General features: G+C 33.4%; 26 protein-coding genes, 4 tRNA genes and 1 riboswitch. Of the genes, 15 read left to right on the top strand and 15 right to left on the bottom strand.

What is annotated here, in order from left to right; genetic code table 11:
- Positions 1 to 70: 70 nt before the first annotated feature.
- The 5 genes from AC2DZ0_RS01300 to AC2DZ0_RS01320 are packed head-to-tail and all read right to left on the bottom strand — an operon-like array spanning position 71 to position 4,500.
- Entirely contained in the window at positions 71 to 433 is a 363-nt protein-coding gene (locus AC2DZ0_RS01300; RefSeq protein ID WP_484643189.1) for a hypothetical protein, read from the bottom strand.
- Positions 434 to 483: 50 nt separating this feature from the next.
- Complete coding sequence (locus tag AC2DZ0_RS01305; RefSeq protein WP_484643191.1) at positions 484 to 1,902, bottom strand: SDR family oxidoreductase; 1,419 nt, start codon at positions 1,900 to 1,902, stop codon at positions 484 to 486.
- Positions 1,903 to 1,905: 3 nt separating this feature from the next.
- Positions 1,906 to 2,520: a flavin reductase family protein gene (locus tag AC2DZ0_RS01310; RefSeq protein ID WP_484643193.1), complete on the bottom strand. Its 615-nt coding sequence runs from the start codon at positions 2,518 to 2,520 to the stop codon at positions 1,906 to 1,908.
- Positions 2,517 to 3,830, bottom strand: a complete 1,314-nt coding sequence (locus AC2DZ0_RS01315; RefSeq protein WP_484643194.1) for an ABC1 kinase family protein — start codon at positions 3,828 to 3,830, stop codon at positions 2,517 to 2,519. The genes AC2DZ0_RS01310 and AC2DZ0_RS01315 overlap by 4 nt, the downstream gene beginning before the upstream one ends.
- Before the next feature lie 10 nt (positions 3,831 to 3,840).
- The gene (locus AC2DZ0_RS01320) at positions 3,841 to 4,500 is read right to left on the bottom strand and encodes a TetR family transcriptional regulator C-terminal domain-containing protein (RefSeq protein WP_484643196.1); all 660 of its coding nucleotides are present in this window, start codon (positions 4,498 to 4,500) and stop codon (positions 3,841 to 3,843) included.
- 114 nt (positions 4,501 to 4,614) lie between these two features.
- On the opposite strand from AC2DZ0_RS01320, the gene AC2DZ0_RS01325 reads away from it, so the two are divergent.
- The 5 genes from AC2DZ0_RS01325 to AC2DZ0_RS01345 all read left to right on the top strand — a co-directional run bounded on the left by AC2DZ0_RS01325 (position 4,615) and on the right by AC2DZ0_RS01345 (position 7,829).
- Complete coding sequence (locus tag AC2DZ0_RS01325) at positions 4,615 to 5,298, top strand: SDR family NAD(P)-dependent oxidoreductase (protein ID WP_484643198.1); 684 nt, start codon at positions 4,615 to 4,617, stop codon at positions 5,296 to 5,298.
- A 3-nt stretch (positions 5,299 to 5,301) separates the two neighbouring features.
- Positions 5,302 to 5,469, top strand: coding sequence for a Lacal_2735 family protein (locus AC2DZ0_RS01330; protein ID WP_484491233.1), 168 nt, complete (start codon positions 5,302 to 5,304; stop codon positions 5,467 to 5,469).
- The gene (locus tag AC2DZ0_RS01335; RefSeq protein WP_484643199.1) at positions 5,466 to 5,864 is read left to right on the top strand and encodes a DUF2452 domain-containing protein; all 399 of its coding nucleotides are present in this window, start codon (positions 5,466 to 5,468) and stop codon (positions 5,862 to 5,864) included. Before AC2DZ0_RS01330 ends, AC2DZ0_RS01335 begins: the two co-directional genes overlap by 4 nt.
- Positions 5,865 to 5,870: 6 nt before the next feature.
- Positions 5,871 to 6,332: a TspO/MBR family protein gene (locus AC2DZ0_RS01340; protein WP_484643201.1), complete on the top strand. Its 462-nt coding sequence runs from the start codon at positions 5,871 to 5,873 to the stop codon at positions 6,330 to 6,332.
- A 195-nt stretch (positions 6,333 to 6,527) separates the two neighbouring features.
- The gene (locus AC2DZ0_RS01345) at positions 6,528 to 7,829 is read left to right on the top strand and encodes a dihydrolipoamide acetyltransferase family protein (protein WP_484643202.1); all 1,302 of its coding nucleotides are present in this window, start codon (positions 6,528 to 6,530) and stop codon (positions 7,827 to 7,829) included.
- Here the strand turns inward: AC2DZ0_RS01345 and pafA are convergent.
- A complete protein-coding gene (gene pafA, locus AC2DZ0_RS01350) occupies positions 7,826 to 9,466 on the bottom strand; it encodes an alkaline phosphatase PafA (RefSeq protein WP_484643203.1) in 1,641 nt (546 codons plus the stop codon). The genes AC2DZ0_RS01345 and pafA overlap by 4 nt on opposite strands.
- A 126-nt stretch (positions 9,467 to 9,592) precedes the next feature.
- Here pafA and AC2DZ0_RS01355 point away from each other — a divergent pair, with 126 nt between their 5' ends.
- From AC2DZ0_RS01355 to AC2DZ0_RS01380, 6 genes are all read left to right on the top strand, one after another.
- Positions 9,593 to 10,333, top strand: a complete 741-nt coding sequence (locus tag AC2DZ0_RS01355; RefSeq protein ID WP_484491238.1) for an MlaE family ABC transporter permease — start codon at positions 9,593 to 9,595, stop codon at positions 10,331 to 10,333.
- Entirely contained in the window at positions 10,334 to 11,101 is a 768-nt protein-coding gene (locus AC2DZ0_RS01360) for an ABC transporter ATP-binding protein (RefSeq protein ID WP_484491239.1), read from the top strand.
- A gap of 64 nt (positions 11,102 to 11,165) precedes the next feature.
- Positions 11,166 to 11,238, top strand: a tRNA-Lys gene (locus tag AC2DZ0_RS01365).
- A 41-nt stretch (positions 11,239 to 11,279) separates the two neighbouring features.
- Positions 11,280 to 11,360 (top strand) — tRNA-Tyr (locus AC2DZ0_RS01370).
- A 25-nt stretch (positions 11,361 to 11,385) separates the two neighbouring features.
- A tRNA-Lys gene (locus AC2DZ0_RS01375) sits at positions 11,386 to 11,458 on the top strand.
- 176 nt (positions 11,459 to 11,634) lie between these two features.
- On the top strand, positions 11,635 to 12,048 hold the full coding sequence (locus AC2DZ0_RS01380) for a hypothetical protein (protein WP_484643205.1): 414 nt from the start codon (positions 11,635 to 11,637) through the stop codon (positions 12,046 to 12,048).
- A gap of 120 nt (positions 12,049 to 12,168) precedes the next feature.
- Here AC2DZ0_RS01380 and AC2DZ0_RS01385 read toward each other — a convergent pair whose 3' ends face one another.
- The 8 genes from AC2DZ0_RS01385 to AC2DZ0_RS01420 form a co-directional block, all read right to left on the bottom strand.
- Positions 12,169 to 12,954, bottom strand: a complete 786-nt coding sequence (locus AC2DZ0_RS01385; protein WP_484643206.1) for a class I SAM-dependent methyltransferase — start codon at positions 12,952 to 12,954, stop codon at positions 12,169 to 12,171.
- 84 nt (positions 12,955 to 13,038) lie between these two features.
- Positions 13,039 to 13,111 (bottom strand) — tRNA-Gly (locus tag AC2DZ0_RS01390).
- A gap of 198 nt (positions 13,112 to 13,309) precedes the next feature.
- Positions 13,310 to 14,242 (bottom strand): peptidylprolyl isomerase, encoded by a 933-nt coding sequence (locus AC2DZ0_RS01395; RefSeq protein ID WP_484491242.1) that lies wholly within the window; start codon positions 14,240 to 14,242, stop codon positions 13,310 to 13,312.
- Between the two features lie 102 nt (positions 14,243 to 14,344).
- Positions 14,345 to 15,475 carry an ABC transporter substrate-binding protein gene (locus AC2DZ0_RS01400; protein WP_484643207.1) on the bottom strand — a complete coding sequence of 377 codons (1,131 nt, stop codon included), beginning with the start codon at positions 15,473 to 15,475 and terminating at the stop codon, positions 14,345 to 14,347.
- 4 nt (positions 15,476 to 15,479) lie between these two features.
- Positions 15,480 to 16,034: an alpha-ribazole phosphatase gene (gene cobC / locus AC2DZ0_RS01405; RefSeq protein ID WP_484643209.1), complete on the bottom strand. Its 555-nt coding sequence runs from the start codon at positions 16,032 to 16,034 to the stop codon at positions 15,480 to 15,482.
- Positions 16,016 to 16,780 (bottom strand): adenosylcobinamide-GDP ribazoletransferase, encoded by a 765-nt coding sequence (locus tag AC2DZ0_RS01410; RefSeq protein WP_484491245.1) that lies wholly within the window; start codon positions 16,778 to 16,780, stop codon positions 16,016 to 16,018. Before AC2DZ0_RS01410 ends, cobC begins: the two co-directional genes overlap by 19 nt.
- A 3-nt stretch (positions 16,781 to 16,783) precedes the next feature.
- Positions 16,784 to 17,821: a nicotinate-nucleotide--dimethylbenzimidazole phosphoribosyltransferase gene (cobT, locus tag AC2DZ0_RS01415; RefSeq protein ID WP_484643210.1), complete on the bottom strand. Its 1,038-nt coding sequence runs from the start codon at positions 17,819 to 17,821 to the stop codon at positions 16,784 to 16,786.
- 5 nt (positions 17,822 to 17,826) lie between these two features.
- A complete protein-coding gene (locus AC2DZ0_RS01420) occupies positions 17,827 to 18,330 on the bottom strand; it encodes a bifunctional adenosylcobinamide kinase/adenosylcobinamide-phosphate guanylyltransferase (protein WP_484643211.1) in 504 nt (167 codons plus the stop codon).
- Between the two features lie 111 nt (positions 18,331 to 18,441).
- On the opposite strand from AC2DZ0_RS01420, the gene AC2DZ0_RS01425 reads away from it, so the two are divergent.
- From AC2DZ0_RS01425 to AC2DZ0_RS01440, 4 genes are all read left to right on the top strand, one after another.
- Positions 18,442 to 18,894, top strand: a complete 453-nt coding sequence (locus AC2DZ0_RS01425; protein ID WP_484643212.1) for a GNAT family N-acetyltransferase — start codon at positions 18,442 to 18,444, stop codon at positions 18,892 to 18,894.
- A gap of 2 nt (positions 18,895 to 18,896) precedes the next feature.
- Positions 18,897 to 19,835 carry an ABC transporter substrate-binding protein gene (locus tag AC2DZ0_RS01430; RefSeq protein WP_484643214.1) on the top strand — a complete coding sequence of 313 codons (939 nt, stop codon included), beginning with the start codon at positions 18,897 to 18,899 and terminating at the stop codon, positions 19,833 to 19,835.
- Between the two features lie 120 nt (positions 19,836 to 19,955).
- Positions 19,956 to 20,161: riboswitch (cobalamin riboswitch) on the top strand.
- Positions 20,162 to 20,187: 26 nt separating this feature from the next.
- Entirely contained in the window at positions 20,188 to 22,089 is a 1,902-nt protein-coding gene (locus AC2DZ0_RS01435) for a TonB-dependent receptor plug domain-containing protein (protein WP_484643215.1), read from the top strand.
- Positions 22,090 to 22,107: 18 nt separating this feature from the next.
- Positions 22,108 to 23,235, top strand: a complete 1,128-nt coding sequence (locus AC2DZ0_RS01440) for a YncE family protein (protein ID WP_484643217.1) — start codon at positions 22,108 to 22,110, stop codon at positions 23,233 to 23,235.
- A 57-nt stretch (positions 23,236 to 23,292) separates the two neighbouring features.
- On the opposite strand, the gene AC2DZ0_RS01445 is transcribed toward AC2DZ0_RS01440, so the two are convergent.
- Positions 23,293 to 23,805, bottom strand: coding sequence for a DUF7935 family protein (locus tag AC2DZ0_RS01445; RefSeq protein ID WP_484491252.1), 513 nt, complete (start codon positions 23,803 to 23,805; stop codon positions 23,293 to 23,295).
- Positions 23,806 to 23,860 lie beyond the last annotated feature (55 nt).

The raw sequence follows: 23,860 nt of genomic DNA on the forward strand, positions 1-23,860 counted from the left end.
ATTTTTGAATATAGAGATAAAAAAAAGGATGTTATAAAATAACATCCTTTTTTTATTTTTTTGTAAAAACTTATTGTTTTATATAAACCGTAGGCCCATTTTCATTGGCCATAGTTAAAATAAGCTCCAAATCGGTAGAGGTGTATTTGCCTGTGTCGGTAGAACCATTTGAATAAGTGAATGATAAGTTCGTACCGTCAGATTCGTAGGTTCCTGTTAGCGTAACATTTAAATCAGGACTCGTGTTGTTTATACCTTGGTATATATAGGATTGATCTGCTTTAAAAGTCCTAGTGATAGATATACTTCCTCCATCAGAAGTGTATTTCCATTTTCCGATAATAGGATACTCCCCCGGTGTAACCGTTGCTCTGTCACAAGAAGAAATAGAAACAGATAGAATCGTAATAAATGCGATAAAAATATTTTTCAAAATAGTTAGTTTTAGCAGTCAAAATTAAAACAATTAAACATGAATTCCTTTTATTCCACAATTTTTTTTAACATTCCTTGAAATATAACTCCATGAAATGGAAGCACAGCGTACCAATAAAGACGCCCCATTATTCCCTTAGGTCTAAAAACAGCACGTTGGTAAAGCTGATCTTTAATCATTTTAAATTCGAGCCATGCCTCTCCAGGAAGTTTCATTTCTGCGTATAGCAATAATCTACCTTCTTTTTTATTCGCATATATCACTCTCCAAAAATCTAATGCATCTCCGGTTTGCAACTTGGTAGGGTGGGTTCTTCCTCTTCTAAGCCCAATGCCGCCAACTAGTTTATCCATATATCCTCTTACGCGCCATAAAAAATCGGCAATATACCAACCGGTATCTCCGCCAATAGCCCAAATTTTATCTAAAGATTTTTCTCTGTTTTTAACTGTTTTATGTCTTATATCTCTAAAACATCCGAAGTGAGGAATGTTAATATGTTTAGAAAGTTTGTCTTCATTGGTTCCATTAACCATTGCATCTTTCCAACTAGAAATTAGAATGTTTTGCTCTATAGTGTCAAAGGCTCTTTCAACAGCTGTTTTATAAGAAATTGGTTGAATGTCTAAAATACTTGCAAGGTTATTTTTCTTAGCGATAATTTCTACCTTCATACTATCTACAAGAGAAGATGCTAAAGAGTAGGATGTTGAGGTTACAAAGTACAGCCAGTAAGATGATAGTTTAGGGGTCATTACAGGTACTGTAATGATAGTTCTTTTTAATTTTCTTACATCAGCAAATTCTAACAGCATTTTTTTATAGGTAAGAATTTCAGGACCATAAATATCAAAAGATTGGTTGAATAATTCTTTTTTAAGTAATACCCGGTTTAGAAATAAAATAACGTCTGATATTCCAATTGGTTGTGTTTTGGTTTGTAGCCATTTGGGAGCAATCATTATGGGAAGTTTTTCGACTAAATCTCTTATGATTTCAAAAGATGCACTACCACTTCCTACAATGATTCCTGCTTTTAAAGTGGTAAGGGCGTATTTAGGAGAGGCCAAATTTAGCTCAACATTTTTTCTAGACATCAGGTGGTCTGATAGTTCTTCATCGTTGGTGATACCGCTTAGATAAATTACTTGTTGTAAATTTGATTCGGAGACATATTTTTTAAAATTTTTCGCACAGGTTTCTTCTAGTGAACTGAAATCAGTTGAAGAGGTTGACATGGAGTGTATTAAATAATAGGCAGCATCAATGTCTGTGGGGAATTTTAGGTTTTTGTCAAATTTTAAAAAATCTACCTCAATAAAGGTGATGAGATCGTTGTTTTTGAAATTTTCAGGGATTCTCATAAGGTCTCTGATACAACAAACAAGCTCATGTTTTTGATCTAAGAGTAATGGGATGAGTCTTTTTGCAATGTATCCAGTTGTACCAGTTATAAGAATTTTCATAGTTTATTTAGGTCTTTGGTAAGCTTGTCTTTTTGGATTAGAAGGTATCGTGTATCCATCAAGACCGTTAATGGTTGCAATGTTAGCTTTGCTTAAATTAATAAATAAATCATTTTCTATCAAGGATTCTTTTACATATAATTTCACAATTTCTCCCAAAACTAGAATTGTACCATTTGCTTTTATAGGATGTTCTTCAATGAGTTTTAATCCGATTTGTATTGGGGCATCTTTTACAAAAGGAGCTAGGAAGTCGTCTTTATATTCTTCTTCTAAGTTGGTTTTATCAAACTCACTAATCCCTTCTGGATATTTAGCGGACGTATGATGAGCATCTTCTATAATAGAAGCATGAACTGGGTTTATTGTAAAATAACCTGTGTTTTTTATGTTGGTATATGTATTTCTAGCAACGGTTGTGGGTCTCAACACAAAACCAAATATAGCAGGTGCAGAACCGTAATGAGTAACGGAGCTAAAGATTGCTAAATTGGTGATACCATCATTCGATATAGTTCCTATTAAATTTGCTGATTTATAACCGGTTGCTGAGTTTATTAAGTTTATTTTTTCTAAATGTGGTAATTCGTCAATTTTATTTTTTGAAAATTCAATCATCCTATGGTGTAATATGTTTTTATATTGATGTCTTTGGCTTTTAAATCGTGCATCAAATTATAGAGTCCGAAAAAAGTTCTGTTGATGTAAATGAAATGTTTTGAACCCCTGTTTCCGTTCATGTCTTTGAGTTCTGTAGATTTTGCATATTTAGCTCCTAACTCGGCTATTTTATTAAAGAAAATTCCATCAGAAAAATCAAAAGTATCTACCTGAAATGGTTGCGTGAACAAACTGAGCATTTCATGAAATAATTCTTTGAAAAAAGCTTTTTCCCTGTCCGTATCATCTTCTCTTAAGATTTCTAATTCAAATAAGGTTTTCTCAAAAATTTCAGGATTGTCAATATTTTCTTTTTTCGCAAGTTCAAAATATGGAACATAAAATTCATCAGGAATGGATTTCATACAGCCAAAATCAATCACAATCAATTCGCCTTGTTTGTTAACCAAAAAATTTCCTGGATGAGGGTCTGCATGAACTTTTTTCAATTTATGGATTTGAAACATATAAAAATCCCACAAAGCTTGTCCTAGTTTTTTTGAGACCTCAGAATCCATCGGCTCATTGGTGTACTCTGATAAATGAATACCGTCCATCCAGCTCATCGTTAAGATTCGCTCAGATGAATATTCTTTATAGTAGTTTGGAAATTTTAAATTAGGGATGTGTGCACAAGCATTGGCAATTTCCTCACTTTGTGCAAACTCTAAATTATAGTTGGTTTCTTCGGTAAGTTTATCTTCAACTTCTTTGAAGTATCTATCTGAATTTTCTCCTTTGATATTGAACATTTTCATGGCGATCGGTTTCACCAAAGCAAGATCGGTTGAGATGCTTTCTGCTACTCCCGGATATTGGATTTTTACAGCCAATTTTTCTCCATCTTTTTCGGCTTTGTGCACCTGACCAATACTGGCGGCATTTACAGAGTTTAAATTGAAAGAGTCAAATAAATCAGATGGGTGCTTGCCAAAATAATTTTTGAATGATTTGATAACTAGTGGAGGTGATAATGGAGGGACAGAAAATTGGGCTAAGGAAAACTTTTCAACATAAGCTCTTGGTAAAATATTCTTTTCCATGCTTAACATCTGAGCTACCTTTAGGGCGCTCCCTTTCATGGTTTTTAGACCATCATAAATATCTTCAGCATTTGCTTTGTTTAATTTTTCTTTAGCTTCTTCTTCGGTACTTAATATTTTATCACCATAGTATTTCATATAGTTAACTCCAACTTTGGCACCTGTAGTTACTAACTTAGTAGCTCTTTGTATTTTGGAAGTGGGTATGTTGTCTATTGTTTTCATACTGGATATTTTAAAGTTTAAAATCCATTTTTTCTTTTAGGATGAATTTACCTAAGTCAATAAAACTTTTGATGGGTTGTGTGTTGATCATGTCAAAAGATGCATGAACACTTTTCTCAATAAAAACATCTGTCTTTTCAAAAGATTGAGAAGTGTCATTCATCCAGAATTTTAAGATTAATAAAAATTGCATCCAAAATGCTTCTTCAAAACCTTTGTTCTGTATTTTCTGCAGCTTTTCTTGTTTTAGGTCTATTTTGTCAATACCTATACTGTTTACAAACCTTGTAAAATCTTGCTTTAGATCAGTTAGCTTTTTTAATGATTTCAATTTCGATGATTCGCCTTGTAAATCCATTAAAAGGTAAGAGCGATTTGCAGTAAAGTTTTCAAAAAGTGTAAAATAGAGACTCAGTAATTTGTTCTTTGGGTCATATTGATGAAATTCTTCGTTTTTTTCAAGCAATGAAATAGAATTCTCAAGAAAAAGCGAGTAGATTTTCTTTTCTATTTGTTCGAAAGAACTAAAGAAATTGTAGAACTCTGATTCTTCAATTTCTAATTCCTTCGTAAATTTATATATGGAGTGTGGTTTATTCCCTTCTGTAAGGGTAACATCCATATATTTTGAAATGATTTCTTGTGATGTGATTTTTTTTTGTGTTGCCATGATATTCGTTTCTGTTTATCAAAGATACATAATGTTTAATAAATAATATTGTTTATTAAACAAAAAAATGTAGTTTTGTATAATGTTATGTTTTATAAAGTTAATCTATTTATTATGAAAACAATAGGAATAATTGGAGGAAGTAGTGGTATCGGTAGAGCTCTTATAGAGTCCGAAATTGAGCACTCAAAAATAATTAGCATCCAACGTAATTCTGTGGGTATAGAGCATGAGAATTTAAAAGAGTATCATTTAGATGTTCTTTCAGATGAATTGCCAGAATTAGAGAATTTAGATGCTCTTGTTTACTGTCCGGGAAGTATAAATTTAAAGCCTTTTTCTAGGCTGAAAGAAGAAGATTTTTATGCAGACTATCAGATAAACGTGATGGGAGCAATAAAAGTACTTCAGAAATACTTGCCCGTTTTAAAGAAAGGAGTGTCACCTTCGGTAGTGATGTTTAGTACGGTTGCGGTAAAAATAGGGATGCCATTTCATACAAGTATCGCCTCGGCTAAGGGGGCTGTGGAGGGCTTGGTAAAATCTTTAGCAGCAGAGTATGCACCTACGGTTAGAGTTAATGGGATTGCTCCAACGTTAACGAATACTAGATTGGCAGAAAAAATTTTAAGGAACGATAAATCAAAAGAGTTAAGTGCTGAACGACATCCTTTGAAAAGATATTTAGAAGCCTCCGAAGTAGCAGAAATGGCTAGTTTTTTAATTTCTGATAAAGCCAAGTCTTTTTCTGGTCAGGTTATAGAAATGGATTGTGGAATTACAAATTTAAAAGTTTAAAAGATGTTTGGATTGTTTAAGAAAAAATCAAAGTTAGAAATATTGCAAGATTCGTATGAAAAGTTACTTCGGGAATCTTTTGAGTTATCGAAGATCAACAGAACAGAAAGTGATAAAAAAATAGTGGAAGCCCAAGCGGTTCTTGAGCAAATTGAGGCGCATCAAATATGATAGAAAAGAAGCCAGATAATGTAGTGTTTAATGAAGATAAAGGTGTTTATGATGCATCTTATAAGGAGTATGGAACAAACCTAAGCGCTCCTGTAATATCAATACCAAACACCATTTCTTGGAAACAAACCAATTTACAAACGGTAAATGCTCAGTTCAAAACAAAATTTGAAGAATTGACTGCAAAGTTAGAAGAGTTTAAACAAAATTTTACGGACAATCAAATGTTGTACAACGCAAAATTTAGTTTTGAGCCGATTGTAGGACAAACATATCATCTGTACATAAATAAAAATGGAGAAAACTTTCTTTCAATTCTCTCTCCAAAAGAATGTAATTTTGATTATCTAGGGAGTTTTCTCTTGAATAGTGATAAATTATGGACCAAAATATAAATCTTAATGAAACAGTTTCTTAGAGTACTTTTATTTTTTACCTTAAATTTTGCCGCTTTAGGGATAGGTGCTTGGCTTATGAATTCTGGCCCAACGAGTGATTGGTATTTGAAATTACATAAAGCTCCATGGACACCGCCTGGTTGGGTTTTTGGTGCTGCATGGTCAACTATTATGGTTTGCTTTTCTTTTTATATGGCGATTTTGATGCAAAAAGAACAAGTAATAAAGATCTCAAAACTTTTTTTTATTCAATGGTTGTTAAATATTTCATGGAATTGGGTGTTTTTCAATCAACATCAGATGCTAGTGGCAGGGATTATTTTAATTTCTCTAACGGTAATTGTTGGTTTTTTTCTGTTTACATATTTAAAAAAAATGAAATATTACAGCCTGTTGGTAGTTCCTTATTTTCTTTGGTTACTGATAGCTAATTCATTGAATATCTTTGCGGTTATCATGAATTAATATTTCAGCTTTCAGTAAGATTGATTTCTTTGAAATTCTTTAGTTATTACTGAACTTTTATCTAGATTGATTCCTTAAGATTGTTGTCTATATTTTTACTAAATTTGCGAAGCATTAAAATAATGAACTTAGCCACTAATTTGGCGGTTCAACTATTGAATACGAGGGATGTTAAGTTCCCAATAAATTGTTACTATGGCTAAATTTGAATTGAAACTACCGAAAATGGGTGAAAGTGTTGCTGAGGCAACAGTTACAGGTTGGTTGAAAGAAGTAGGAGATGTTATTGAAGCTGATGAGTCTGTTGTGGAAATTGCAACAGATAAGGTGGATTCTGATGTTCCTTGTGAAGTTTCTGGTACGTTAGTTCAAATTTTACATGAGAAAGATTCAGTAGTAAAAGTTGGGGAGACTTTAGCGATTATTGAAGTAGAGGGAGAGCTTGAGAGTTCTGTGAATGACATTGTCATTGAAAAAGTTGATAGTTCTGTTTCCGAAGCTGCCCAGCAAGTTGAAAAAGATATAGAAAAAGCCGTAATATCTAAAACAGCAGTTACCAAAGTGGTTACCTCTGATAGATTTTATTCTCCATTGGTAAGAAATATTGCAAGTGAAGAAGGTATTGGTCAAGAAGAGTTAGATAAAATTCCTGGTTCAGGATTAGAAGGTAGGGTTACAAAATCTGATATTTTAGAATACTTAGAAACACGTGTTGTAGAGAAAAAAACAGAGCCCACTGCCTCAGTATCTAAAGCCCAAGCCGTAGTTCCATTATCTTTAAATGGAGAAGATGAATTGATAGAATTAAGTAGAATGGGAAAGATGATCTCTGATCATATGATTCATTCTGTTCAAAAGTCAGCTCATGTACAATCTTTTATAGAGGTTGATGTTACTAATTTGGTAACATGGAGGTCAAATAACAAAGATGCTTTTCTAAAAAGAGAGGGAGAAAAATTGACTTATACTCCTGTGTTTATGATGGCGGTAGCAGCTGCTATTAAAGAATATCCGTTGGTGAACTTGTCATTTGATGGTGATAAAAAAGTTGCAATTAGAAAAGATATCAATCTTGGACTAGCTGCCGCATTAGGTGATGGTAACCTAATTGTTCCTGTAATTCATAAAGCAGATGAATTGAATTTAATTGGTATGGCAAAAGTTGTAAATGACTTGGCTGCAAGAGCTAAAAACAACAAGCTAAAACCAGATGAGATTCAAGGTGGTACTTATACGGTAACAAATGTTGGAGGTTTCGGAAGTTTATTTGGTACTCCAATCATAAATCAACCAGAAGCTGCAATATTAGCTATTGGTGCCATTCGCAAGGTTCCTGCAGTACTTGAAACACCGGAAGGGGATGTTATAGCAATTCGTCAGAAAATGTTTTTATCACACTCTTATGACCATAGAGTTATAAATGGTGCATTGGGAGGGTTGTTTATTAAATTTATTAAGGATTACCTAGAAGCTTGGGATGCTGATGCAGCATTTTAGTTTTTTATAGCTTCACTAATTACTTTACCTGTAACACCGTTTGGAAATTCAATTTCTAAAAGATTGCATAGCGTTGGTGCGATGTCAATAATTGGATAATAGTTGCTTGAAGAACCTTTTTGTATCCCTTTACCAAAAAACAATAATGGAACATGGGTATCATAGCTATAACCACTTCCATGAGTAGTTCCAAAGGCATCATGTCCTAGCAGCACAGAAGGATTCGGGACCAAAATAACATCACCAGATAATTTTTGATTGTACCCTTGTTGTACTAAACTGTAAATACCTTTTCTAAATTCACTAGTTTGAAGCGTATGTGCTGTAATCGTTTTGTATACTTGATTGAAATTTATTAATTCTTGAGCAAAAAAGTTTTGAACTTCTACAGAAGAAAGTTTTAATTTCTTTAATTCATTATAATTGAAAAATAATTGGTAATTAGAGATAGTCTCCACAATTTTATCTGAACCATAATTTTCTAAGGATAATTCTTTAATTCTTGTTTTTAATTTAGAGTATTCAAAATGTCCACCGGGGATTCTAAGCGTTTTTAAATAATTTGGAGTTTGTGCCACGGCGTGATCAGCGGTTAAAAATAAGGTGTAATTGTTTTTACCGACGGTTTTATCTAAGTAAATTAAGAATCGTTCTATTTCCAAATCCATTCGAATATAGGTATCCTCAATCTCCTTGGAATCCACCCCATATTTATGACCAACATAATCTGTACTTGAATAGCTAATGGTTAAAAAATCAGTGGTACCATCAGTTTGTCCCAAATTTTCATTTTTGATTGCAGCTAGCGCAAAGTCTGTCGTCAAAGAATTTCCAAAAGGAGTAGATTTTAAAATATTAGAACCTCCATTTTTTTCTTTTAAGAGGGGAAGCTTATGTGGGAAAACAGGTTTTTCTTCTCCTTTAAATTTCCATTCAAAAGGATTGTCATCCTCCATACTTTCGGTATAAGTTTCTATTGGGTAATAAGTGTTCCAATCTTTTTCTAGATATTGATTTATAGAATTTCCATTATTGTATTCCTGTACCCATTTTGGCAGTTCTTTCGTGTAAAAACTACTGGTAATCCAATGTGAGTTTTTGCCTCCTTCAAACCAATAGACACCATCTGCTGTGTGCCCTGCTGGTAATATAGATGATCTATCTTTGATGGCGATGCTGATGGTCTTGTTTTTTAAATTCTGGGCAAGTTTCAGTTGATCCGTAACAGTTGTTGTATGCATCCTATAAGGAGACTTTTGTCCAGCTTTGGTGCTTGTACCAACTGAAGAGTATGCAGCATCATCCACACAATAAATACTTTTTTTAAGAAACTTATCATACCAATCGTTTCCAATAATACCATGGTTTTGTGGGGTAGTTCCGGTGTAAATTGAAGCATGGCCTACCGCAGTATAAGTAGGTACATAGTTATAATGGGTGTTTTCCGCACGGAATCCTTTGTTCATTAATCTTTTAAAACCACCATTACCATATTTGTTTTCAAACCGATATAAATAATCATAGCGCATTTGGTCTACTACAATTCCAACCATTAACTTAGGTTTGTTTTTGTTTTGAGCAAACGTTGAGGTTAAAGAAAATAAGATTGCTGTACAGAAAAGAATTGCGTTTTGCATAGGAATATTGTTTGGTATAAAATTAGTCAATTATTGTTATAAAAAACGGTAGAATATGTGATTCTATTCCTAATTTTAATGTAATATAGTTTCTGATTATTTAATACTTTAGCAAAAAATTAATACATGAATTATATAGAACATATCGGTAAGTATTTTATTATGCTTAAAGAGGTTTTTAAAAAGCCGCAGAAGTGGAATGTTTTCCGAGAGGCTTTATTTAGAGAAATTGAAGATTTGGGTTTGAAGTCTATAGGAATCGTTTCTTTTATTTCTTTCTTCGTTGGAGGAGTTGTTGCTATTCAGACAGCTTTGAATGTTGATAGTCCACTGATTCCAAAATACCTTATCGGATTTGCTACAAAAAGATCAATGATACTAGAATTCGCTCCGACTTTTGCTTCTGTTATTTTGGCGGGGAAAGTTGGGTCGTTTATTACCTCTAGTATTGGTACAATGCGAGTAACTGAACAAATTGATGCTTTGGAGGTGATGGGAATAAATTCGTTGAACTACCTTGTGATGCCTAAAGTATTGGCGACTGTGTTTTTTTATCCTTTAATTGTAATTGTAGGAATGTTTCTTGGAATTTTTGGAGGATGGGTTGCAGGTTCTTTAACAGGGTTGTTTCATTCAGCAGATTATATAGGTGGAATTCAATTAGATTTTGATCCATTTTTAGTTCAATATGCTTTGATTAAGTCTGTAGTTTTTGCATTTCTTATAGCTACGATACCTTCTTATCATGGTTTTTATGTAAAAGGAGGTGCTTTAGAGGTAGGTCGTGCAAGTACACAAGCAGTGGTTTGGACCAGTGTAGTTATTATTTTAATGAATTATTTTTTAACACAAACACTTTTAGGATAGATGATAGAAGTTAAGGGGATACAAAAGAGTTTTGGTGATACAACTATTTTAAAAGGGGTAGACGCAACCTTTGAACGTGGAAAGACTAGTTTGATCATTGGTCAGAGTGGTTCTGGAAAAACCGTGTTTTTAAAAAGTTTATTGGGTTTACATGTTCCAGAGGTGGGTACTATCGCATTTGACGGAAAGATCAGTAAAGATTTGGATGAAGACGGTAGAAGACAATTAAGACAAGATATAGGAATGGTTTTTCAAGGAAGCGCATTGTTTGACTCGTTAACGGTTGAAGAGAATGTGATGTTTCCGATGAAAATGTTTACAGATAAATCGATGTCTGAAATGATGGATCGTGTCAATACGGTTCTAAAAAGGGTGAACTTAACAAATGCAAATAAAAAATTCCCAGCGGAACTTTCTGGAGGGATGCAAAAACGTGTAGCAATTGCAAGAGCGATTGTGATGAATCCCAAATATTTGTTTTGTGATGAACCAAATTCTGGACTTGATCCAAAAACGGCTATTGTTATTGATAATTTGATTCAAGAAATAACAGCCGAATTTCAAATAACAACGGTTATAAATACCCATGATATGAACTCGGTGATGGAAATTGGAGAAAAAATTATTTTTTTAAAAAATGGTTTGAAAGAGTGGGAAGGGACGAGTAAGGATGTCTTTAAAACTGATAATGAATCTGTTGTGGATTTTGTTTACAGTTCCAATTTATTCAAGAAAGTAAGACAAGCATATTTAGATGAAATTAATTAAAAAAAAGCTTTGTTATATTGGAATAACGTTCTATATTTGCACCCGCTAAAACAAAGGAAATAATGACCTGGTAGCTCAGTTGGTAGAGCATCTCCCTTTTAAGGAGAGGGTCCTGGGTTCGAGCCCCAGCCCGGTCACTAATTTAGGTAAACTAAATTTTCCTTTTTATTGAAATATTGGTGAGATACTCAAGTGGCCAACGAGGGCAGACTGTAAATCTGCTGCGCAAGCTTCGTAGGTTCGAATCCTACTCTCACCACTATATTTCTTTTGCTTTTAGCAATGACCTGGTAGCTCAGTTGGTAGAGCATCTCCCTTTTAAGGAGAGGGTCCTGGGTTCGAGCCCCAGCCCGGTCACAGAAAAGTCTGCAATTTATTGCAGACTTTTTTTTTGTCTATATTTTTTGTATTTTCTGTCTATAAATTGAAAAATAAGCCATTTGTTGCCCTTCCAAAATGTTTTCTTATCCTTTTTTGGTTGCGTTGTGAATAAACTTGCAGTAGAATTAATAACCATAAAATAGATTAGAATTATGAAAACAATTGGATTAAAATTAAGAGGACTTGTTGCGCTATTGGTATTGGCAGTTGGACTGGTGTCATGGAGCTCGGAAACGTACGCTGTAGATAGTTTAAAGGAAGAGTCGATTCAAGTATTAAATATTGATAAAGGCTTTACAGCAGCAATTAAGATGGATTTTGAAATAGAGTATACTGCTAAAAGTGGAAGAGAGGTTGCTATTGAGTTGAGAGAAGATGGTAAGTGGATTGGAGGTAAAGTAATGCAGGTTGAAAAAGGAACCAATAAAGGTGTTATTTCAATTAAGTTTAAGAAAGCGCCTGTATCAGGTAGTAATCATGAAATACGTATTAATATTAGACCTAAAGGAACTACTTGGAAAGAGTCTTTAAATGGTGCTTCGTATAAAAATGTTGTATTGCATTAGTATGATGTAGTTGATAAAAGAAATACTAAAATTTAAAAGTCAGATGGTAAGAAAGTTTTTATTCTATAGACCATCTGGCTTTTTTATTTATTTGTAAGGATTGTTCTTTCTTTTAATTTTTTATTGAGGGGGCTGCTTTTTTTTTATCAATGTTTTAAAATCATTGAAACTCATCAAATTTAAGTCTTCGATTCTGTTTTTATACATTTTGGAAAATTCATAATATGGATTGGTTAGGGTGGTGTTGTTTCCGATGTATTTGTTCTTTGATAATACACCAATACCCCAGTCGGTATCTACACAAAGTGAAAAAATATCTGCTTTACATCTCCATGCGTAAAACGCCTTCCATGAAGTTCCATTCCAAATTCCACCCGCTGGGCTGTACCTATAATTGTATGTTTCTCTCGCATGCCACTCTGTTGGAGGGTTACAGTCGTGCATAACGATAAAACCATCTTTGCTGAGATGATTAAAGGCGTTATTGATATCTCTGTTTACTTGTTCGGCAAGATGTAGACCGTCAATAAATATAACATCAAATAATTGGTTTTTATGAAGTACTTCACCTTTTTTTAGTTTTTTAAAAAAAGTGTCACTCGTCATTTTAAAATCTACTGGGTTTTTCTTGAATTCTACACCAGGATCTACACTGTATTTTTGGTCTGCTTCGACAAGATTAAAGTTATGAGAAGGGTTTCTTGTTCCAATTTCTAAATACGCAGTCTTTCTATTGAAGGTTTTTAAAATAGCATTTATCGTTTCGGTTCGATTTCCGTTCTTGTTCTTTTCTAGTTTAACGTTTTTCCTTCCTGATATGTAAATAGGATTGCTAAGAAATAAAAAGCCTTTTCGATATGTTCTGATAATATTGAGTGCAATCCATAATTTCTGCAGTACTTTCATTTTTGTTTTTTTTTGTTTAAATGTACGTAACAAATATTAAAAACTGGGATAAAAAAAACTCCATCTTAAAAAGATGGAGTTTTGAGCGAAAGACCGGGTTCGAACCGGCGACATTCAGCTTGGAAGGCTGACGCTCTACCAACTGAGCTACTTTCGCGTTTGGTATTGCTCTGCAAATATAGTACGTTTCTTCGTTTTGGCAAGGGAAATAGCACAATAAATTTACCTTTTTTTAATGTTTTTTTATAACTATTTGTATACGAGAAACATGCGTTAAAACTTTTTTTTAAATTGTTTTTAGAAACAAAAAAGACCTGTTTAAAACAGGTCTTTTTTTATTATTTGAAGAAGATAATTACTTTACAGCAACCAATTCAACATCAAAAATAAGTATTGCATCGGCAGGAATTACTCCTCCCGCTCCAGCAGAACCATAAGCTAATTCAGAAGGGATAACCAAACGAGCTTTGTCTCCAACTTTTAATAACTGAATTCCTTCATCCCATCCTTTAATAACCTGACCCACTCCAACATTGAAGTCGATTGGTTGTTTACGTTTGTAAGATGAATCAAATACGGTTCCGTCTAATAATTGACCTTTATAATGAACAGAAACACCAGCTCCTTTAGTTGCTTGTTTTCCATTACCGTTTTCTAATATTTTGTAGCGTAATCCAGAAGCAGTTTCTTCGTATCCTGCAGAAACTTCATCCAAAATTGCTTTTTGTTTAGCATTTGCTTCAGCGATTCTAGCCTCTCTAGATCCTTCAAAAGTTCTAAAAGCTTCGATTGCATTGAAGTTTTCAGCTTCTTCTCCTACACGGACAATTTCTAAAGATTCAATAACATCATCCTGAGCAATGGTATCAACTATATCTTGACCTTCTACAACAAAACCGAAAACTGTATGTTTGTTGTCTAGCCATGGCGTTGCAACGTGAGTAATAAAAAATTGACTTCCATTTGAAGCAGGACCAGAATTAGCCATAGATAAAACACCAGGTTTATCGTGCTTTAATTCAGGGTGAAATTCATCATCAAAACTATATCCAGGGCTACCAGTTCCAGTTCCTTGAGGACATCCTCCTTGAATCATAAAATCAGCAATAACTCTATGGAATTTTAATCCATCATAATATGGCTTTCCTTGTGGTTTTGCATTGTTTTCTAAATTCCCTTCAGCCAAAGCTACAAAGTTACCAACTGTACCAGGAGTTTTGTCGTGTGTTAAATTCACCAAAATAGCACCTTTGCTTGTGTTGAATTTAGCGTATAATCCGTTGTTCATTTTTATATGTTTTTTTAAGTGATGCAAATATAGCTATTCTGCATTGATCTACAAGTCAACCTAGGATGCTTATGTGTTGAATTTTTGTTAAATAATAATTTTCTACTCGCTTAATTTTGAGAAGAATACTGTTTTGTATTCAGGTAATAATTCTGGGTGTGCTATTTTAATGATGTCCTTAAGAAGTAGGTCGGGTCTAATAGGACCTAATTCGAAATAAAACATCCCTCCGGTAGCTCCTTTGTATTTTGCAAATGTATAGACGTTATTTTTTTGGTAAGCATCAAACTGGGCATAGTGCGCATTAGAATTTAACAATTCTTGTTTAGTGTTATTCATGCTGCAACCAATCCATAGATCTGCATGTTGTCCTTTCTCAAAAACATTCTCAAAATTTAAAGATAGACTCCCTGTTCCTTTACTGTCTTTCCATAAATAATTGGTTTGTGCATCTTTAAAGTAGGTGGCAATAAAACTTTCTCCAGCAGGCAAGTACCAAACATCTTGAAAAATTGATCCCGAGAGAACGGTAGGCTTAGTTTTTACCTCCTGTGTCGCAATTTTCTTAGCTTTCAGGTATTCTTGCTCAATATGGTTAAAAATACTATCTGCTTTTTGAGTTTCATTAAAAATAGCTCCAAAAACATGAATCCATTCCGCTCTTCCAAGTGGGGTTTCCTCTAGCCAATCTCCATTTAAAAGAATGGGAATGCCCATTTTTTGAATGGTTGTGAATGATTTATTGGGTTTGTCTACAGCAAAACTCATCACTAGTTCAGGAGATAGGTCTAGAAGTATTTCTGTGTTTATATGCTCTTCTTTTCCAATTTCTTTCACTTGGTTGTGATCTACTAAGGTTCTTGTTTTTGGAGAGGAGATAAAATTTGTATTTGGGAAACCTACCAGTGTTTTTTCTTTTTCTAATAATTCTAGTAACGGAATGTGCGAAGTAGAGGTGACGATAATTTTTTCTACGGGAGTTCTTACGATTTGAACTTCAGTTGTGTGTTTTGGTATTTTCTCACCTTTTGGGATGAGTAGGTATTCATATTTTTTTTCGGCGTTTTTATAAGGATTACTGATGGTTATTTTTTTGAAACCATTTTCTGTGGTAATGGAAAAGCCTTTGGCATATTTTAAGCTTTGGGTAACAGCAACTGTTTCTTTTTTTTGAGGTGAAGAACAGGAGGTGATTATTCCGATAAATAAGAAAAATGAATATATGTTTTTCATGACATTATATAGATATTTGAACCTTAGTAGTTTTATGAATTGTAATTTTACTTACCTGGCCGTAAATTACTTTGATGTTAAACGAATCTTTTAGTGCTGTTTCTGTAAGATGTGCTAAGAGGCTTCTTATAGGACCTCCGTGGGATACAATTACATTTTGTTGATGATTTTTATGAAGTATTTCTGAGAAAACTTCCAATACTCTTTCTGATAAATTAGTATATGATTCTCCATTAGGTACTTTTACTGAAACAAAGTCTTTCATCCATGGAGTCATTTCTTTATCAGGAATGTCATCCCATTTTTTCATCTCCCAATCTCCAAAATTCAATTCCATAAGTCGTTTGTCAATTGTGATTTTTTTTGCAAATTTTTCAGCTAAAAGAGTACATCGTTTGGATGGGCTTGAAAATATTTTAACATCATTATTGAGTTTTATTTTCTCTAAAATGATGTTGCTTTCGTCTTCAAAAGTAGGAGATAGGTTTAAATCAGTCTGCCCATAACAGATTCCTTTATTAATTAAGGGTGTGGTATGTCTTACCAAATATATTTCCATATTGCAATAAGGGATAAATAATAAACTACTTCAGCTAATTGTTGTAAGGCTCCAGCGCAATCTCCAGTTTGACCCCCAATCCATTTTTTGAAAAATCTAGAGAGCCACCATTTTGTGATTCCTAATGGTATAAGTACAAGAAATATCAAGTGGTTTTGAAAAAAGATGAGCGGAAGTAGGCCGAAAAATGCACTTGTAATTAAGGAGTTTAATGACATTCTATCGGCTGCGGGTTTACTTTTGCTATCCTCGGTTTCTCTCACATAGGGATGCGTAAAAATTAAGGTAGTAGCGGTAAATCGGCTAATACTATGACCGGATATAATAGCAAGAGCGACAAATTCATTAGGAATTTCATTAAGAGCCGTAAATTTCAAGGCTAGAATAAATAGAATTCCCACAGTACCATAAGTCCCCAAACGAGAATCTTTCATGATCATTAAGATTTTATCTTTGGTCCAGCCTCCACCAAAACCGTCACAAACATCGGCAAATCCATCTTCATGAAAAGCACCGGTGGTCCAAACTGATGCAACCATACTTATTATAATCGCAATTTGGTTGGAGAATAATAAGGTACCTATATAGTAGAACGAAGCAGCTATAAGACCAACCAAAATTCCGACTAAAGAGAAGTAACGAGTACTTTTGTTCAATATTTCAGGAGAATGATCTACCCATTTTGGGCAGGGTATTCTCGTGAAAAACATCACTGCGGTTAAAAATATGTGTATTTGGTTTTTCATAGTTTAATTTTTTTCAGAAACGCCTGCGCTTTCAAAAGAGGCCATTTTATTTATAAATGCTGTTGCAGCGTTTAGAGTAGGAATAGCCAATGCGGCACCAGTTCCTTCTCCAAGCCTTAATCCGAAATTGAGTAGAGGTTTTGCATTTAAATAGGCTAACATTTTTTCATGTCCTTTTTCTCCAGATGTATGTGAGAAAATACAATAATCCAATACATTTTTATTGATAGCACTCGCCGCTAGTAAAGCACTTGTTGTAATAAACCCATCAACAATGATAGTCATTTTTAATTTTGCCGCTTGAAGAAATGCACCAGTCATCATTGAAATTTCATATCCGCCAAAGGCAGCCAGAACATCCATAGATTCCTTGCTGTCTGAATGTTTTATTTTGGCTTTTTTTAGAATATCAATTTTATTCTTGACACCTGCTTCCGAATGTCCAGTTCCTTTACCAGTACAGGCTTCAATTGGTGTATTGGTGTACGCGCTCATTAATAAGGAAGCCGAAGATGTATTTCCAATTCCCATTTCTCCAAAACCAATGGTGTTACAGCCTGTGGAATATATTTTTGTAATAATTTCAGCCCCTTTAAGAATTGAAGATTTACATTCTTCAAGAGTCATGGCTGGTCCTTGTGTATAATCTTTAGTTCCCTTGTTGATTTTAGCATTAATAAGGAGGGGATTCGATTCAAAATCAAAATTAACACCTGCATCAACTATATGTAAATCAACTTTGTTTATTTCAGAAAACACATTTATAGCAGCGCCTCCAGAGAGGAAATTCAATACCATTTGAGCAGTTACCTCTTGAGGGAATGGACTTACAGGATGGTTTTTTACAACTCCATGGTCACCTGCGAATATGACAATGGAAGGTTTTGATATTTTTGGAGTTAAGGTGTTTTGAATCAGGCTGATTTGTGATCCTATTGATTCTAGAATACCTAAAGATCCTATGGGTTTTGTTTTAAAATCAATTTTATGTTGAATGTCCTTTGCTAAAGATTGATCTACTTTTTTTATATCAAATTTCATGTGTGTTATTTTAATTGTAAAGGAAGTCCTGAAACCATAAAGATTGCTTTGTCGGCTATTTTGGCAATTGCCTGATTTGTCCAACCTTGCAATTCTGTAAATTTTCTACCAGATTCATGTTCAGAATGTATACCCATTCCAATTTCGTTTGAAATAATGATTAAAGTAGCATCTATATTTTTTAGGCTTTCTATTTCTTGTTTAGCTAATTCTAAAGATTTTGAAATGTCGTATTTGGTGTCTACAAAAAAATTGGTCAGCCACAGGGTTACACAGTCGATTACAACAACGGCATTGTTTGGAATTGCTTTACTTAAATGTTTTTCCTCTTCAATAGTAGTCCAACGTTCATCTCTGTCTGAAACATGCCGATCCACTCTTTTTTGAAAGTCTGTATCCCAAATTCTAGAAGTGGCCAAATAATAAGGGCTTGGAGATAGTTTTTCCGCTAATTCTTGAGCGTAAGAACTTTTCCCTGAACGCTCTCCACCGGTTATATAATAGATCATTTTACTTATGTTTGAACTGCAAAGATTGGTAGATTTTTTAGAATATTTTTAAAAATGTTATGATTATCTTTAAAAGAAGTTAATTTCGCATACCGAACTACTATCGTTTTTATGATTCAATTTAAGATTAGAAAATTTGATGATTTTACAATTCAAGAACTCTATAAGGTATTAAACTTAAGAGCCGATGTATTTGTTGTAGAACAAGATTCTGCCTATTTAGATGTCGATTTTAAAGATCAAAAAGCGCTCCATATCCTTGGTTATATTAAAAATGAATTGGTGGCCTATTCGAGAATTTTTAAAAGTAAGGATTGCTACGATTTAGCAAGTATAGGTAGGGTGGTAGTAGCAAAAAAAAATAGAAATTTTGATTATGGAAATCAATTGGTTCGATATTCTATTGATTGTATTAATAATGAATTCAAAGAAACTAAAATCCATATATCTGCACAATTGTATTTAAAGAATTTCTATGAATCTCATGGTTTTGTTGCCATCGGAGAAGAGTATCTAGAAGATTCTATACCGCATATTGCGATGGAAATAAATAAAGATTATTAAGAATGAAAGTGTCCTCTTTTTTACCAGCTATTACCCAAATGATTTACGACATGGGTTTGCAAGATTCTTTAGATGGAATCACGTTTGAGTGTCCGGCAACTGCCTTACAAGAGAAAACGCGAGTTGTAAGGTGTGTTATGGAAGGAAAAAATTATACAAGTGATGAGATAAATACCTTGTTTTCGAATAGTAAAAAAACTGGAGAAAGTCTTTATTATGTTGATGAAAAGGAATTGGCGAAAATAGCACCAGATATTATCTTTACACAAGATGTATGCGAGGTGTGCCAGATTGATACGAAATGTACAGCGGCGGCGGTTGCAAAATTAGAGAAACAACCAAGGTTGATACCGATCAATCCTGGTTCATTACAAGATGTTTTAGATTCAGTGATAACGATAGCATCTGCAATGGGAAAAAAAGAATATGGTGTTCAACATGTTTGCGAGTTAGAGAACCGGATAGCAAAAGTAATTGATGTGCAACGCGAGAATAGGTTGTTGCAAAAGTCGGTGATGCTTTTGGAATGGATAGATCCTTTGTTTAACTGTGGTCACTGGATTCCTCATCAAATAGGTTGTGCAGGTGGTGTTGATTTATTATCACATCCATCAGGAGATAGTATTGTAATTGATTGGGATAAAATTGTAAAATATGATCCTGAGGTATTGGTAATTGCTCCTTGTGGTTATACTACAGAAACAACTTTGAATGATATGCCATTTTTAACAAATCGTCCTGAGTGGAATTCTTTAAGAGCTGTAAAAAATAATGCTGTGTATATTGCAGATTTTGATATGTTTACACAACCCTCTGCAAGTACCTTGGTAAATGGAATTGAAGTATTGGCAAAAATGATTCATCCATCATATTATGAAGTCTCTCAAGAGCAGAGTGCAAAGTTTTCAAATTTCTCTTCACTTTTAGAAGAATATAAGTAAAAGAGTCTTTCTTTTTATGGTTTTTATTTTATTGAAAGGCATAGATTGTAAATTATCTAGTTGATATTCATTGTTTTAATTATTTATGTGTAATTAAATTGTTTATCCAAACATTGTAACTATTTTTGCAGCGAATTTGGTTTTCATTTCAGATGGTATGAAATGAGATTAAAAGGGAATTTCGTTCAATTCGAAAGCTGTACCCGCAACTGTAAGCTTAATCATGAAAATGATGCTTGTTGTAAGCTTATACCACTGTAAAATAATTTACGGGAAGGTAACAACAAGACGCAAGCCAGGAGACCTGCCTAGTTCGTAATTATAAATTCTTTCGGGAACAAAGGAAATTATTATGGATCTATGTAGAGTATTAAGTTTACTGGCAATGATGGGGATGTATTCGATTTTTTCGCAAGAGAAAAAATTGGATAATAATTCTTTGGACTCTATCCAGAATTTGAACACCGTTGATATAAAAGCCTCAAAGCATCATAAAGTTGAAAGGCTGGGGCAAAAAACAATTGAAGTTTCTGCAAAAGAAATAGTACGAAATCCGACCAATTTTACGGAACTTCTTAGGTATAACAGTCCCATAGCGTTTAAAGATTATGGAAATGGAGGTACAAGCTCAGCTAGGTTTAGAGGGACTTCTGCCTCAAATACAGTAGTGTTATGGAATGGAATAAATATCAATTCCGTTGGTTCAGGACAAACCGATTTTAATTCCTTATCAGCAAATACAGCGGATGAAATAATTGTAAAAAGTGGAGGTGGAAGTGTTCAATACGGTTCTGGTGCTATTGGAGGGACAGTTCATTTGAAAGATCACTTGGATTTTAAAATTCATGATACGTATCAATTGTTTGCTTCCTATGGAAGTTTCAATACAAGTTCAAATTTTTTTAAGGCAAATATTGGAACAGGAAGATGGGCAATTAAATTATCAGGAGTTTTTAATAGTTCGGATAATGATTATCCATTTATCGATGAGAGGTATCAGGATGAAGATGGAAATTCTTTAAAAAATGAAAATGGGAATTATATAAACTATGGGATTGATTTAGGAGTAGGATATAAGATTTCTGATAAGAATAAAATATATTTCTATACCACGGGGTATTATGGGGATAGGTTGTTCTCAGATGGGCTACCTAATCCTTCAGCGGGAAGTGAAAGAAATGAGGATTTCAACCAAAGAAATTTATTGAAGTGGTATTTTAAGTTTGGAAGTTTTACGCAGGAAATAAATACAAGTTTTATTAGTCAGGAATATCGATATTATGAAGATAAAGAAAATGAAGAGTTTAGTTTTGGAAAGTCTCAAACTTTATCTTTGAATTATTCTTTGAATTATAGAATTTCAAATTTATGGAGTGTAAAATATTTGATGCTTGCGGACCATATAAATGGACAAACCACCGATTTAATTTCTGAAGAAAGAAATGTTTTTTCTATGGGAGGAATTGTTAGTTACACCCCAACTTCAGATTTGATTTTTTCAGTAGGAGCAAGGAAGGAGTATAATTCAGATTTTGAAGTTCCTTTTTCAGTAACGCTTTCTGGTGAGCAAAAGATAGCCAGGTACTTTTGGTTAAAGGCTAATGTCTCTGCTAATTATCGGGTACCAACTTTCAACGAAATGTATTGGCCCTTAGTGGGGAACAAAAATTTAATTCCAGAAAATTCCAAACAAGGTGAATTTGGTGTTGAATTTGAAAATTTTGGTTTGAAATTAAATAGTACTCTTTTTTATATTGATTTGAAAGATAAAATAATTTGGAAACCAGCAGGAAATTCAAACTTATGGACCCCTGTTAATTTAGATGCTGCAGTAAATAAAGGTGCCGAAATCTTTTTAGGGTATACAAAAGTAATCGACAATCATTCTTTCCATCTTTCAGGAAATTACACCTATACCGAAGCAAATGACTCTGGAAATGGAAGACAGCTACCCTATGCTCCAAAACATTTGTTGAACTATAATTTAGAGTATGGTTATGGAATAGCCAAGCTTTATTTTCAAGATTTATATCAAAGTAAGGTTTTTACCAATAGATTGGCTTTAGATTTTTATTCTCTTGATCCCGTTCATGTGATGAACTTAGGGTTAGATATAAGTTTACTTGAAAATGAAAACACAAAATTGGTGTTAGGGGGTAAGATAAATAACATAGGGAACAACCTTTATTATTTTACAAACCTTAGACCTATGCCAGGAAGAAATTACACAATAAATATCAACTATAAATTTTAACTATTTAATTAAATAAAAATGAAAACAACAAAATTAATTTTTAAACTATTCATATTAAGTTTAGTTTTTATGTCATGTTCAAATGAGGAAGAAGATAACATTTTAGAAACTGAAGTCATGGTTGTTGAAAATGTCGATCCAAGTAATATTTCAAGCTTTAGTAGTGGTGTATGGGTTAGTGCTGAGGGAAATTCAGGCGATAAAGATGGTTCGGTAGCATTTATGGAATCTGATTTTTCTAAGATTGCTAATTATAGTTATACAGGCGTAAATGGTGCTCAATTAGGTGGGTTGATTCAATCAGTTGCGTTTAATGGAGACGATGCTTATATTGTCTTAAATGACGCAAATTCTATAGTAGTGGTGGATAGAAATACCTTGGTTAAGAAAGCAGTTGTAACATCAGGATTATCAAATCCTAGGTATATGACAATTGAGGGAGGTGTAGGATATGTTACCAATTGGGGTGGGGCATCTGATGAAACTGATGATTATGTTGCAGTTTTAGATTTAACTACTAATAAAATTGATGAATCTGCAAAAATAGGACTAGATAATGGAGTTGAACAAATAGTTTCTAAGGATAATAAATTATATGTTTCTCATAAAGGGGCATGGTCTTCTAATAATATCGTTTCAGTAATTGATCTATCTGATAAATCAGTGGTGGAAATTACTGTAAATGATAACCCTGATGAGATTATATTCTCAACAAAAGGGGAGTTGATTGTGTTGTGCGAGGGAAAACCTATCAGTTATGGTGGTGCACCAGAATGGGATACTACTGAAGCTACAACATCTTCTATTTCATTTATTGATGTATCAAATAATACAGTGATTAAATCCTTAGAGTTTGCTGAGAATGTGGTGGGTAATCAAATGTGTATTGATAGTGGAATAATCTATTATTATTTAGATACAGATAATAAGGTTTATCATATTTCTGAAGATGCAACAGAGCTTAGTACCCAAGGTTATGAGGTTGGGGAGATATATGGAATAAATTTTAAGGACGATATGCTTTACACAATTGTTTACAACTTTGTAGATCTTACATTATTGAATATTGCAGATTATGACTTGAAGGAAAAAGTATACGAAGCGGAGGTAGGTTTAGGTGCCTCTAAAATCTATTTCAACGAATAACATAAAATAGTACCCCTAGATTTAAAAAAGCCCTTGAGATTCCTCAAGGGCTTTTTTTTATAATAATTTTTGAACCTCTGTTTTTAAAAATGATAAAGCTACAGATGAGGGAGGAGTTGTTTCCATCATTTTCTTTAAAATGGCTTCACGCAATTCTTGTGAGTTGTTAACAGTATCTTTTTTTACTGTTTCTGAAATAATATGTGAGATCGCATTTTTAGAAGATGTAATTACATTCCAACATTCTTCTGAAATATAAATTTGTTGACTAATATTATGTTCGTATTCTTGTTCTATAGTGCTTAATAATAAGGAGCTATAGGCTTCTTTGTTCTCGCCAAGTGGTTTTACTCGAAGTAGCAATTGACTAGGGTTTATTCTTTCTAAAAACAGAGTTATACGTTCGTATGCCTGCAAACGAACCGGTAAAGTTGCTTTTCTGTTTTCTTGCATAAGCTTGAATTTTCTTCGGTGGTTTTCATTTTTAAAATGAGCATTGAGGAAATAATAAGCAACACCCCCAGTGATGATTGCCGGTAGTATTGAAAAAGCTAGTGTTGTAAAGTCCATTTTTTCTTGTAAAATTAGATAAGAGGAACGAATTTAAACATTTTTTTAAAATAGC

It is taken from the genome of Flavicella sp. IMCC45668, from assembly GCF_057219105.1.